At 33.9% G+C, this 13,368-nt stretch carries 11 protein-coding genes; all 11 read right to left on the reverse strand.

The genetic code is table 11. The features are described from left to right. Positions 1–405: 405 nt before the first annotated feature. Positions 406–627, reverse strand: coding sequence for a DUF6095 family protein (locus ON07_RS01830; RefSeq protein WP_010227725.1), 222 nt, complete (start codon positions 625–627; stop codon positions 406–408). Positions 628–650: 23 nt separating this feature from the next. Next, a complete protein-coding gene (locus tag ON07_RS01835) occupies positions 651–1,460 on the reverse strand; it encodes a DUF4249 domain-containing protein (RefSeq protein WP_010227727.1) in 810 nt (269 codons plus the stop codon). Positions 1,461–1,462: 2 nt separating this feature from the next. Next, positions 1,463–3,802 (reverse strand): TonB-dependent receptor, encoded by a 2,340-nt coding sequence (locus ON07_RS01840; protein ID WP_010227729.1) that lies wholly within the window; start codon positions 3,800–3,802, stop codon positions 1,463–1,465. Between the two features lie 192 nt (positions 3,803–3,994). Next, positions 3,995–6,211, reverse strand: coding sequence for an NADP-dependent isocitrate dehydrogenase (locus tag ON07_RS01845; protein ID WP_010227731.1), 2,217 nt, complete (start codon positions 6,209–6,211; stop codon positions 3,995–3,997). A gap of 680 nt (positions 6,212–6,891) precedes the next feature. Continuing rightward, positions 6,892–8,316, reverse strand: a complete 1,425-nt coding sequence (locus ON07_RS01850) for a S8 family peptidase (protein ID WP_010227733.1) — start codon at positions 8,314–8,316, stop codon at positions 6,892–6,894. A gap of 205 nt (positions 8,317–8,521) precedes the next feature. Then, entirely contained in the window at positions 8,522–8,875 is a 354-nt protein-coding gene (gene rplS / locus ON07_RS01855) for a 50S ribosomal protein L19 (RefSeq protein WP_010227735.1), read from the reverse strand. A 113-nt stretch (positions 8,876–8,988) separates the two neighbouring features. After that, on the reverse strand, positions 8,989–9,669 hold the full coding sequence (gene trmD / locus ON07_RS01860) for a tRNA (guanosine(37)-N1)-methyltransferase TrmD (protein WP_010227737.1): 681 nt from the start codon (positions 9,667–9,669) through the stop codon (positions 8,989–8,991). A 67-nt stretch (positions 9,670–9,736) separates the two neighbouring features. Next, positions 9,737–9,976 (reverse strand): hypothetical protein, encoded by a 240-nt coding sequence (locus tag ON07_RS16865; RefSeq protein ID WP_237708826.1) that lies wholly within the window; start codon positions 9,974–9,976, stop codon positions 9,737–9,739. A gap of 61 nt (positions 9,977–10,037) precedes the next feature. Continuing rightward, positions 10,038–10,322 carry a hypothetical protein gene (locus ON07_RS16870; protein ID WP_237708827.1) on the reverse strand — a complete coding sequence of 95 codons (285 nt, stop codon included), beginning with the start codon at positions 10,320–10,322 and terminating at the stop codon, positions 10,038–10,040. Between the two features lie 142 nt (positions 10,323–10,464). Further along, entirely contained in the window at positions 10,465–11,649 is a 1,185-nt protein-coding gene (locus ON07_RS01870; protein ID WP_010227739.1) for a DUF748 domain-containing protein, read from the reverse strand. Positions 11,650–11,820: 171 nt separating this feature from the next. Continuing rightward, positions 11,821–13,269, reverse strand: a complete 1,449-nt coding sequence (locus ON07_RS01875) for a glyceraldehyde-3-phosphate dehydrogenase (protein ID WP_010227741.1) — start codon at positions 13,267–13,269, stop codon at positions 11,821–11,823. Between the last annotated feature and the right edge of the window lie 99 nt (positions 13,270–13,368).

The following is a 13,368-nucleotide window of genomic DNA, read 5'->3' on the forward strand; positions in this document are numbered from 1 at the left end:
TTTTGAAAGACCTTTACTGGAAAGTAAGGGTCTTTTTTTGTTTGTAGTAATCTTTAAAACCCCCGGTGTCCAACGACGCCGGGGGTTTTGTGTTTGTGGAAGTTTCTATATGGAATCTACTTGAGAACAGGTATGTTGCCCTTGCTATACATAAAGTCTCAATGAGACCCGGCCAGGGATTGTAGCGAGCTACCGCGTAGCGCGGAAAGCCCGGCACAAGGCGTAGCCGTAGTGGGACGCATAAAAAGAAGTGAGAAGTGAGTATTGAGATGTGAGAAGTGAAAAGTTAAATGTGAAAAGTGAGTAGTAAAATTTTAATAAATTGGAAATCTGTAATAAATCAAAGAAGGAGTTTCAGTCTATTAATTTTAAACCCTATACCGAGGCTTAAGTGCATTAGTAAAATCAATCAAATAGCGCTTTCATAATGGTTTTGATCCCTAAAAACATTAAGATTATAGCACCGGAAAAAGCAAGGAGTCCAAATATTAATACAAAAATGTAATATGGATGTTCCTTATTATGAAATGCGGAATAAAGCACTACCGGTCCTAAAAGTATTAAAGGAAGTGCTCCTGCCAAATATTTTATTCCTTTTCCTAGTAGTTCTCTATTGGTGTGCTTCATATAAACTTTTATCAAATTTAATATTAATCGACTTCATAAATTAGTGTATCCGACTGGGATAATCTAAAATATCCAAACGCAAAATTTTCTGCATTTGTAGTGTTTATTATATTTCCACGAACGGTTGTTGGCTGGGTTTGGAATGGGCCGCCATTATTTTCTCCCGCCTGTGAACTTAATATATAAAGATATTCATAAAATCTTTCTGAAATTCCTTGAATTTGGAAATTTACCTGATCGCCGGTTTTTAAGTCTTCATCTGAAAAATAGGCAAAAGTTCTATTTCCATTAGTAAATTCATCATTATAAATTTGAAGTGAAGAATCATCAAAAAAGAATTTGAAGAGATAAAAATTTTCCACTTCTGACGGATCTGAATAATATGCTTTTAACTCTATATCATCTCCTCCAAATCCTCCATTTAAAGATTGTTCTACATTTTCCAAATCTACCACAGAAATCATCTTTTCACTAGCTGTATAAATTTCGTTGTTGTAATTAATTGATAGGGTGTATGTTTCATCTATTTCAGGTTTAAAATTATTATTCTCATAGACACCTGGTGCAACTTCACTGAATTCATATACTTCTTCGATTGAGGAACTGACTATAACTAAGGCACCTTCTGCAGGTGGATTTTCAGAATTAAAAAACGACGCCGTAGTGCTTAAAATTATTATTTGATTATTTCCTGATGTTTCTTTTTCCCATATGATGGATGCTTCCACAACTAATCGAGGTTCAGATTCTTGTAAATCTACTTCTACAACTTCTTCACAGGAGAATAAGAAGATAAGTATTGTGGATAGAAATAAATTTAGAAGTGTTCTCATAACTAAAATTTGAAGTTATAGGTTACGGATGGAATAATACCAAAAAGTGACAATCTTACAGCTTCATTTTGTCCTGTATCTTCATTATTTCGGAAACTTAATGAAACCGCATTTTTCCTAGCATAGATATTATAAATCCCAAAATTCCATGAAGATTTGTACTTACGGTTTTTATTTTTGGCCGGGGTATAAGTTGCAGCTATATCTAACCTGTGATATGCAGGTAAACGTTCACTATTTCTAGGGGAATATACAGGAACAACCAAACCTTCAAAGCTATATTGCCCTGTTGGAAATGTTGTAGGCAACCCGGTTTGATAGATGAAATTCGAGCTTAATTGCCATTTCTTATCTACTTCATAACTAGTAGTTACTGAAATATCATGTGTTTTATCGTATGCCGTATTATACCAGTTTCCATTATTTATGCCTGTTTCTAATGCTGTTCTTCCAGGTGTCTTTTGTTCAGACTTTGATAGGGTATAGGCTAACCATCCTGTAAATCGTCCTTTATTTTTCTTAAGTAATAATTCTAGACCATACGCTCTGGCCTTTCCCGATAATATAACTTGTTCGATTGCATTATTGGCCACTAAATTTGCACCATCTATATAATTAATTCTGTTCCTTATATCTTTATAAAAACTTTCTACCTCAATAGAATAACTATCATTCTTAAAATTTTGAAAATATCCAATGGCGATTTGATCTAATACCTGCGGATCTATATACTTACCGCTTGGTGACCAAATATCTAAGGGAGTAGGGGAACTTGTATTGGTGATGAGATGTAAGTTTTGTACCATTCTGTTATAGCTCAATTTCACAGATTGATTATTGTTAAAACTGTATGCTACAGCTGCGCGGGGTTCTAGAGCAAAAAAGTATTTTTCAACCTTCGATTTTGCAAGTGTTTTTGTGCCGATAGGTTCAGCTTTTTCGTAAATCTTAAAATCATTATTAAAAACTACTGCTTCATCATTTTCATATAAATTGAGCGCTGTTTGGCCTAGTCTAAAAAAGTTACTAAAGCGCAAACCGTATTCAGTAGATAGTTTTTCACTTAACCGATGTTTAACAGCTATATATAACGCACTTTCAAACGCATATTTTTTTGTGAGATTGAAATCTATAATCCCTGAAGTTGGAGTGCTCGGTTCAATTTCCCCCGGATTAAATTCGTAATAGGTATTTTGAATTCCATAATCTAAACTGAAATCATCATTTATATAATGATTAAAATCATATTTAAGATTGAAGTTCTTGATACCGCTATTCCAATTAAATTCTACAAAATCTAACGTAAGCCCATAATAATAATCACTATAAATCACTGATAGGTTTGTGAAGATGTTATCTGAAAGGATATGATTCCACCTCAAGTTAAAAACGGCGTTTCCATATGTGTTTTTAAAACTCTCATTAATATTAAACACATCTCTTCCAAAATAGCCTGAAAATAAGATGGTATTACTATCATCTACTCGATAGCTTAATTTCGTATTTAGATCATAAAAATATGCTGAATTCTGATTGTCGGTAAGTTTTAAAAATAAATGGGCATAAGAACTTCTTCCCCCAATTAAAAAGGAGCTTTTATCTTTAACTATTGGACCTTCGGCCAAAATCCTACTTGATATAATCCCTATTCCACCATTTGCTTTAAATTCTTTACTATTTCCATCTTTTTGAAAAATCTCTAGAACAGAGGAAACTCTGCCACCATATTTGGCTGGAATACCACCTTTATATAATTTTAAATTCTTGATTGCATCTGGGTTAAAAACAGAAAACAAACCGAATAAATGAGAAGAGTTGTAAATGGTTGCTTCATCTAATAAAATTAAATTCTGACCTACTGCTCCGCCGCGTACATTGAATCCTGAAGATCCTTCACCGGTATTAGATACTCCTGGCAACAATAAAAGAGATTTAACCACATCTACCTCTCCGAAAACCACCGGTAATTTTTGAATAGTGTTAATGTCCAATTTATTAACACTCATCTCCGCACTCCTAATATTGAGCTTTTCTGAATCCTCTGTAATAATAACTTCCTCTAAGGTTTCTGAAGTTTCGATTAATGAGAAATTATAAGTGCCATTCTTTGTAATATCTAATACAACTTCCTCGGTTTTATAACCTAGGTAAGTTATCGTGAATGTATGAGTGCCTCTTGGAAGTTTTATGGAGTAAAAGCCATATTCGTTAGTAACAACACCCGCATTTAAATTAGCCACCAAAATGTTAACTCCGTAAAGAGTTTCGTTACTGGATGCATCTTTAATAACACCATTGATGGTGTAAGTATCTTGAGCTTGAATGATTATAAACGAAAACAAAAAAAAATGTAGAAATTAACTTTTTCAATTTTTTATTGTAAATATAGGTTTTGTAAGATTATTTTTTGGGAATGGGGTTTGTTCTTAAGAAAGATTTTCAACCTGTTTAACTATAAGAGAACTGGTATATAATCAAATAAAAAGCCCTGAACGGTAGGAACAGGGCTTTTTAAATATATGTTGTTCTTTGTTCTATAAAATACTATTCAATGTTTCACTTGGACGCATTGCGTTTGAAGTTAGATCTTCGTTTGGATAATAATACCCATCGATGTTTACTTTTTTGCCTTGCGCATTTATAAGATCCTGAAGAATCTTAGTTTCATTAATTGCTAATTCTTGCGCAATTTTAGAGAATTCTTCTTTAAGGCTTTGATCTTTGTTTTGAGCGGCTAAGCCTTGAGCCCAATAAAGAGCTAAATAGAAGTGACTTCCTCTATTGTCCAACTCATTCACCTTTCTCGAAGGAGATTTGTCGTTGCGTAAAAACTCTTCTGTAGCTTCATCTAAAGTTTCAGAAAGAATGATCGCCTTCTTATTATCAAATTTTTCACCTAAGTGTTCTAGGGAAACAGCCAAGGCCAAAAATTCACCTAAGGAATCCCAACGTAAATGCCCTTCTTCTAAAAACTGCTGGATATGTTTTGGAGCAGAACCTCCTGCACCAGTTTCAAATAGGCCACCACCATTCATAAGAGGAACAATAGATAACATCTTTGCACTAGTTCCTAATTCTAATATTGGAAAAAGATCTGTTAAATAATCTCTAAGTACATTTCCACTTACAGAAATAGTGTCTTGTCCAGCTTTTACTCTTTTTAATGTATAGTTAGTAGCTTCAAAAGGAGCCATTATTTGAATATCTAATCCTTCGGTATTTGCTTCAGCTAAATACTTCTTTACTTTTTTAATAACTTCTGCATCATGGTTTCTATTTTCATCTAACCAGAAAATAGCCGGCATCCCCGATGACTTAGCTCTGGAAACAGCCAACTTCACCCAATCTTGAATAGGAGCATCTTTTACCTGACACATTCTCCAAATATCTCCTTCTTCTACATTGTGCTGAATAATTACTTCTCCTTTGGAGTTTTTCACTTTTACAGTTCCATTCGAAGGAATTTCAAAAGTTTTATCGTGAGACCCATATTCTTCAGCTTTTTGAGCCATAAGTCCAACATTGGGAACCGTTCCCATTGTAGTAGGATCGAAAGCTCCATTTTCTTTACAAAAGTCTATAGTTGCTTGGTATACTCCGGCATAACTGCTATCTGGAATCACCGCTTTTGTGTCTTGCAGCGCTCCATTAGAATTCCACATTTTCCCGGATGTTCTAATCATTGCAGGCATAGAAGCATCTATAATTACATCACTAGGAACATGTAAATTGGTAATTCCTTTATCTGAATTTACCATGGCTAGAGAAGGTCCATTTTTAAAACCTTCTTTTAAATCAGCTTCAATTTCCTCTCTTTTGCTTTCAGATAATTCAGATAACGCATTTAAAAGATCTCCCAATCCACTATTTACATTTACTCCAATCTCATTAAATGTATCGTTATATTTTTCAAAAAGATCTTTGAAGAATGTACGCACAGCATGACCAAAAATAATAGGATCAGAAACCTTCATCATTGTCGCTTTCATGTGTAATGAAAACAAGATGTTTTTTTCTTTAGCATCCGCAATTTGCTCATTCAGAAATGAGATAAGTGCAGATTTACTCATTACGCTAGCGTCGATGATCTCACCATCAAGAACTTTTAAGTTTTCTTTTAAAACGGTAGTTTTTCCATTAGCATCTTCTAACTCGATGCTTAAGATATCTTCATGATCACATGTTAAAGACTTTTCATTATGAAAGAAGTCTCCAGATTCCATAGTTGCGATATGAGTTTTAGAATCGGCATCCCATTTACCCATTGAATGTGGATTTTCCTTTGCGTAATTTTTAACTGCTTTTGGCGCTCTTCTGTCTGAATTTCCTTCCCTAAGAACCGGATTTACTGCACTACCTTTAACTTTGTCGTAGCGTTGCTTAATATTCTTTTCATCTTCATTCTTTGGTTCGCCTGGATAATCTGGCAAATCAAATCCTTTTTCTTGAAGTTCCTTAATGGCTGCCTCTAATTGAGGTTCTGAAGCACTTATGTTTGGAAGTTTAATAATATTGGCTTCCGGTTTTGTAACCAGTTCTCCTAATTCTTTCAAAGAATCTGATACTTTTTGATCGTCCGGGAGAACATCATTAAACGAAGCTAGAATTCTTGCTGCTAAAGAAATATCTTTTGCTTCGATTTCTATATTTGATGATTTTGTAAAACTTCTTACAATTGGTAGGAAAGAAAATGTAGCAAGCATTGGAGCTTCATCTGTTTTTGTATAAACTATTTTAGATTTTTGTGTCATGTAGTTAAATTATTTCTTCTCAATCTGCATTTAGAAAAATTAAATCTCCAAAGGCTTATCGATTGGTTATTAAATTTTAAAATTGAATTATTTGGATGTGAAATCCAACGTGTCGCGAAGATAGGGTTTTTAGCTATTTTATCATAGAGGCTAAACTCGTAATCCCAGGGTTTTATATAAATTTTAGCATTAAAAAAGCCATTTCAACATACCTTGTATATTGAAATGGCTCCTGACGAAGTAACGCTTTACCGCTGGATCATCTAAGATCGTTCATAAGTCAATTACCACACTTACTTCGTGCGTTACTCCACATGATACAATTTACTCACAAACGCGCTTAAATTATATCAAAGATGTTCAAATCTTTCAAACTACTTTTGCTTAGCAAAATATGCGTTATATAGAAGATAAGAACCTATGTAAAGAAATTACTTTACAGTACTTCTTGAAATGGAGAAATCCTTTTGTCATTCTTCCATATTTTTTAAAAGTACTTTTAAATTTACGACAGAAACCATAAATTATCAAGTAATTTAACTAATTAGTTTTCAACAGGTTATAATCATGGGTTATTAACTTTTGTTAATTATATTCGTGTGTTTTTTAAATTTTTTTGGAAATTTCGAGCAATAAAAAAGCCCCGACTAAGGGGCTTTTTATTTTCTTTTAAATATAAATTAATCTGTAACTGCTCTAAATGCATTTACTCTTCCTTTACCAAAGAAAAGGCTTTGTCCGTTTCCACCTACTTTATCTGCAGTATTTATCATTTGTTTTGCAACATCATGAGGACTCATTTGTCCACCATTTTTAGCAATGATCAAAGCAGCTACGCCAGATGCATGTGGTGCAGCCATACTTGTTCCAGCAAAATAGTTAAATGCGTCCACACCACTAGCAACACTAAATACCATATCCAAAGCGGATACATCACCATCACCACCAGGGGCTGCAAGATCAACTAAAGATCTTCCATAAGTTGTATAACTTGCAGGAATATCAAAATTTGTATCTGGATTAGCGAATGGATGCCATCCTTCTGGAGCAGTTGCTGAAATTGTAATAACATTATTTAAGCTTCCAGGCAATTTAGTATCAGCTCCATTACCGTCATAATTTACCCCATCGTTTCCTGCAGATGCAATTATTGTTACCCCATTATTAAAAGCATAATCAATTGCTCTCTGTTGTGCTTTAATAATCTCTTGAATAAATTTAGCCGGTATTTTAAACGGGTTACCATCAGCATCGGTTAATTTTCCATTTTTGCTTAACGTAGCACCAAGGCTCATATTAACAACATCGGCATTGTTGTTACCTGCATACACTACACCTGCGTTTATAGAGCTAAAGGCACCACTACCGGTGAACTCAGATAAAACTTTTACAGCAACAAGTTCTGCTTCGTAAGCAACTCCTATTACACCAAAATTATTTTTATTAGCATTTATAGTTCCAGCAACGTGGGTACCATGATTAGTAAATCTTCCAGGTCTTGTGTAATAAGTTTCACCTGGTACAAATGAAGCTGAAAGATCTTTATTAAGGGTTTGAGAAAATTCAACATTATCCCTGTCTATACCCGAGTCAAGAACAAACACACTTGCTCCTTTACCAGTATAACCCGCACTCCAGGCCTCTGGAGCATCTATTGCATCCATACCCCATAGACGAATATATGAAGGTTCAGAATCACCCGCACTTGGGCTTAAAGCTTCTGCTGAAACATCCATGCTTGTAGGCTCATTTTCTGTAGATGGAATCCATTGGATTTCGTAATCTGGAACAACAGATTGAATTTCGGATCCTTTCATTGCTTTTTGCATAAAATCTGAATCATTGGAATGAACAATTGCAATTCCAATTTCAGGAATAGTACTTAATATATTTCCTCCAGAGGCCTTTAGAAAATCTTCAGCACTTTTAGTTAATTCAGTACTTTTAGTAATTACCATATAATTTTTAAATACTGGCTCTTGAAGGTCAATATTTACTACATCTGAAGAATTCTCTGTAACTTCATCTTTTTCACAAGATGTAAATACAAATGCCGTGCAGCATACCAATAAAAATGTTTTTAATAAATGTGATGTGCTTTTCATGTTTATTTTTAGTTATTATTAATAAGTAGCTCGAATATAGATAAATAAGTATGTATAAAACGTAATTTTTTTTAGTCTAAATCAGTTTTTCGATTAACTGCTGAATTTTAAACATGAAATGTCAAGTTTTGTAGGTGTTTTTTAATTAGGATATAAAAAAAAGCCCCAATTAAGGGGCTTTTTAATTTCTTCAGAAGAAAGATTGTTATTTTCTTCTAAGTTCTTTAATACGGGCTTTTTTACCAGTAAGACCTCTAAAGTAATAAATACGAGCTCTTCTTACAGCACCACGCTTATTAACTTCGATTTTTTGTAATGCAGGCAAGTTTACCGGGAAGATACGTTCTACCCCAACAGTACCACTCATCTTTCTGATGGTAAAAGTTTTTGAAGAACCAGTTCCTTTAACTTGAATAACTACACCTCTAAAAAACTGAGTACGAGTTTTAGCACCTTCCTTAATTTCATAGTACACAGTAATAGTGTCACCTGCTGAATATTCAGGAAATTCTTTCCTTGTAACGAATTCGTCTTGAACGAATTTAATTAGGGATTCCATATCTAATATTTTTAATATAGTCTAAATCAACATTCACGGATCTCGCCAGAGGTTAATATAGAAACGAGTGCAAAATTAAATAATTTAAAACTATAAACAAGAGAAAACTTAATTTAATCTTCTCCTAAAAGATCGGGACGTAATTTTTTAGTTCTTTCGTACGACTGATCCTCTCTCCAAGATTCAATTTTAGGGAAATTTCCCGAAGTTAAAACCTCCGGAACTTTCCAACCTTTATAATTTGCTGGTCTCGTATAGACCGGTGGTGCTAAGAGATCATCCTGAAAAGAATCTGTAAGTGCTGAAGTTTCATTTCCTAATACCCCTGGAATTAATCTTATAACAGCATCGCATACAATTGCGGCAGCTAATTCTCCTCCAGATAATACATAATCGCCAATAGAGATCTCTTTGGTTATAAAATGATCCCGAACTCGTTGATCTACTCCCTTATAATGCCCGCAAAGAATGATGATATTTTCCTTTAATGAGATTGTATTAGCAGTTTTTTGATCGAAACGCTCTCCATCCGGGGTCATATAGATAATATCATCATAATCCCGTTGAGATCTTAGATCTGTAATGCATTTATCTATTGGCTCTATCATCATAACCATTCCTGCACCACCACCAAATTGATAGTCGTCTATTTGCTTATAATTATCGGTAACGTAATCTCGAAGATTGTGTAAATGTACCTCTACAAGCCCTTTTTCAATCGCTCTTTTTAGAATGGAAACTTCAAACGGACTGGTAAGAATATCGGGTACAACTGTTATTATATCTATGCGCATTCTAATTTATTTTACTCCTGCAAAGATGCGAAATATGTATAAGCTATAGCTTGTGGGGAAACCTTATTTACCGATCACTAGCTTTATTTCTTTCGTCTTGCAATAATCTACCAAGTCTTTGCTCTTTTAGCAATGCCTTAGCTTTAAAAGCTTCAAATTCCTTTTCTGTTTCTGTAAGATTACGCCTTGCCTCAGAAGTTTGTACATGGCCTTTCTTATATTGGAAAATAAAGAAAAGCAACAATAAAATTAAGACAGCTACAATTCCCCACATAAGTGCCATATATGTTCCTTTACTAAAAGGCATACCTAAAAAGGTGATAGCATCTTTTTCTGCGGTTACTTCTTTTAAATTATTCTGTGTACTTTCAAGATCTTTTTTTTAATTGTGTAATCTCTTTTTGCTGCTGATCTATGGTGTTTTTTTGAGTGACTATTTCATTGTTTAAATTTGAAATAAAACTTGCCGTATTCTGTTTCAGCTTAATTAGATCGCTGTAGTCTACTACTTTGTAGCCCTGATAGTCATTCGAATTTTCAATAATACTGTTAAATTCATCTTCGACAGGATTTTCGCTTTCTTTTATTTCTTGAGCAGTCGCCGAAAATGTAAAAAAGAGGATTGATAACCCTAGTAATAATAATTTATTCATTGTAATGTTTTTTGGTTTGGTATTCCTAACAACGTACCTAAAAAATAGTTATTGCTAAAATTTTCAATTAATGCGATTTTAATGGTTTTCATTTAAAGAATCGCTATATTTTAAATTGGAATTTTTCTTTTAAGCCGGCTATTTAATTGTCATCATTTTTTCGTTCTTCTATTCGTTCAGCTCTTTTCTCCTGTCTTAATTCTTTTTTCTCTTCTTTGGATAATTCCTTTTCTTTAAAAGCATCTTTAAATTCAATATCGTCGTCTACTTCTCCGGAAAATGCATTGATCCAGGCATTTTCAAATATATTAAATACTGTTGGCCATACTCCAGCTTCTACGTTATTTAAGTCGCCTTCTAATGGAACTTTTGTTGCTAGAGTATCTGTACTTTGATTTTTTAAAAGAAACTTGAAAAAGCCAACAAAGCCTTCCCATAACACCCCTAAAAACCCATCTTCCTTGCCTATTAGTTTTGTATCTGTAAGTAAGGGTTTTAGATAACCTTTCATATAACCATCGGCAATTGCAACTTCACTATACAGCCCAAAAGTTCCACTTTCAAAGTCTATTCCCGCATAAGGTCTCGTAAAATTATTTAGCGCTGTAACATCTCCATCTTCAATAGAAAGGCTTAAATCCATGTCCGGAATTTCTTTTACAAGATTTACTTTCCCGTCCAGTTTCATACTTCCTTGTCCAACGGTAACTCCAGTCGCAGTAATAGAAGAGGGGAGTGTTCTATCGGCTCCAACTACATTCCTTAAATTATCGGCAACCAACTCTATATTATTTATGTGGAGATCTATATTGGGATCCTTTTGAAGTTCTACGAATGCCACTTTGGCGTTGTGAGCTTCAAAATGGTTAATGTCTATCGGGACAAGATCTGTTAGTACTTTTGTCCAATCATCTATATCTGCAGAGCCACCTTCTTCTTCAGGAATTTCTTCATCTTGATCTTCAAAAATATAGATAACCTCTGGTCTATACATAATAATTTCACTTACAATCTTTCCTTTGAGGAGTGATTTCCATTCAATAGAAATATCATTAGATGGGAAATTAAGAAATGGAACTTGGGTATCTGCATTTACTTTATTTAAATACATTCCCTTTATCTCATAAGCTCCTCGATAAAGCGAAACATCTATATCTTCTACCTGCCCATAATATCCGGGAATTTCTGCTAAAACTTCATTTACATGGTCTTTTAACCAATATGGCAGATAAATTCTTGCAGCAATTAATAAAACCAAAATTACTAATGGAGCGGTATATCGCTTCTTTTTATATGCCTTCCTTTTTTTCTTTTTTTCTGAAGTCATTGGTTTGCTATTGAATATGCAAATTACTTAAAATAATTAGCCCTTAAAAGCCAAGCATTTTAAGAGTTGGATTTAACTGATTTAAAGAAACAACTAAGGAGTCTAAATAAAAAAGGCTCGGGAAAATTTTCCGAGCCTTTTTCTATATGAATTGATCAGTTTTTATTTCTACTAGTAATATGTAAAACGTCTTACTTTAGAAATGTACTTTGCTAATCTAATTACTTGGTGGCTGTACCCATATTCGTTATCATACCAGATATAAAGTACGATATTCTTCCCATCGGCAGTGGCAATGGTTGCATTACTGTCGTAAATTGCAGGAGCTGACGAACCAACAATATCTGAAGATACCAACTCATTATCGATAGAGTATTTTATTTGCTCTACTAAATCTCCCTCTAAAGCATATTTCTTTAAGATATTATTTACACCTTCAACAGAAGTTGCAGCTTCCACTTCTAGATTAAGAATAGCCAAAGATCCGTTTGGTACAGGAACTCTAATTGCATTGGAAGTTAATTTACCATCAAAAATTGGTAATGCTTTCGTCACCGCTTGTCCTGCGCCAGTTTCAGTAATTACCATATTTAAAGCTGCAGCACGGCCTCTTCTATATTTACTGTGCATATTATCTACCAAGTTTTGATCGTTGGTGTATGCATGAATTGTTTCTAAATGTCCATGCACAACTCCAAGAGAATCTTGAATAGCCTTTAAAACTGGGGTAATTGCATTGGTGGTACAAGAAGCCGCAGAAAAAATAGAAATTTCGTCTGGGTTATGTTCTGTATGATTAACACCATGAACTATATTTGGAATTCCTTTTCCGGGTGCAGTAAGTAATACCTTACTAGCTCCTTTAGAACTTAAATGTCTAGATAATGCTTCTTTGTCTCTAAAAGCACCAGTATTGTCTATAATAAGAGCATCATTAATTCCGTACTCAGTATAGTCGATGTCTTCTGGATTATTTGCTGAAATAATATGAACCGTAGTTCCATTTATTATTAAAGAAGAATTCTCCACATCTATATTTACAGTTCCTGAAAAATCTCCGTGAACAGAATCGCTTCTTAAAAGAGAAGCTCTTTTTTCTAAAACAGTTGCATCAACTTTACCTCGAGTTACAATTGCTCGAAGTCTCATTTGATTTCCAACTCCAGTTCTAGTCATTAATTCCCTTGCAACCAATCTACCAATTCTTCCGAAACCATAAAGAACAACGTCTTTTGGTGTGATATCTTGATAATCTTTTGCGTCTTTTAATTTAGAGGAGATAAACGCTTTTGCATTGTTATAATCTACATCTTCTAAGTGATATTCGTAGGTTAACTTTCCAATATCTAATTTTGCAGGCGGAAGATCTAGATCTTTTATAGCCTGAGCAATTTCTACAGAATCGAAAATGGAGATTGGCTTTTCAACAAAAGCCCCTGCATATTCATGTAGGTTTAGAATGTCACTTACATTTCTATTGATTAGTTGATTTCTGAATAACACCAATTCTATAGACTTATCGTACCATAGATCGCTTATTATTTTAATAAACTCCACAGAGGCACGCCTGCGGTCTGCTTGAAAAGCAAGTTCTTTTTCGTAAACTTCGTTAAATCCCATTTTTTGTTGAGTTATGTTGTGTGTTTTTAGACGCTGCAAAAGTATAGATTTCAAACGTTTTCGTGAAATATTTGTAAAAAAAATAACCTACTGCTAAAA

The sequence above is a fragment of the Gillisia marina genome, from assembly GCF_000258765.1.
Taxonomy (GTDB): domain Bacteria; phylum Bacteroidota; class Bacteroidia; order Flavobacteriales; family Flavobacteriaceae; genus Gillisia; species Gillisia marina.

Excerpts from the sequence above, each read along its gene's own strand:
- ON07_RS16865 (WP_237708826.1), bottom strand. The coding sequence starts at position 9,976 with ATGCCTTTTAGTAAAGGAACATATATGGCACTTATGTGGGGAATTGTA.
- ON07_RS01850 (WP_010227733.1), bottom strand. The coding sequence starts at position 8,316 with ATGAAAAGCACATCACATTTATTAAAAACATTTTTATTGGTATGCTGC.
- ON07_RS16870 (WP_237708827.1), bottom strand. The coding sequence starts at position 10,322 with ATGAATAAATTATTATTACTAGGGTTATCAATCCTCTTTTTTACATTT.
- ON07_RS01830 (WP_010227725.1), bottom strand. The coding sequence starts at position 627 with ATGAAGCACACCAATAGAGAACTACTAGGAAAAGGAATAAAATATTTG.
- ON07_RS01875 (WP_010227741.1), bottom strand. The coding sequence starts at position 13,269 with ATGGGATTTAACGAAGTTTACGAAAAAGAACTTGCTTTTCAAGCAGAC.
- trmD (WP_010227737.1), bottom strand. The coding sequence starts at position 9,669 with ATGCGCATAGATATAATAACAGTTGTACCCGATATTCTTACCAGTCCG.
- ON07_RS01845 (WP_010227731.1), bottom strand. The coding sequence starts at position 6,211 with ATGACACAAAAATCTAAAATAGTTTATACAAAAACAGATGAAGCTCCA.
- rplS (WP_010227735.1), bottom strand. The coding sequence starts at position 8,875 with ATGGAATCCCTAATTAAATTCGTTCAAGACGAATTCGTTACAAGGAAA.
- ON07_RS01870 (WP_010227739.1), bottom strand. The coding sequence starts at position 11,649 with ATGACTTCAGAAAAAAAGAAAAAAAGGAAGGCATATAAAAAGAAGCGA.
- ON07_RS01835 (WP_010227727.1), bottom strand. The coding sequence starts at position 1,460 with ATGAGAACACTTCTAAATTTATTTCTATCCACAATACTTATCTTCTTA.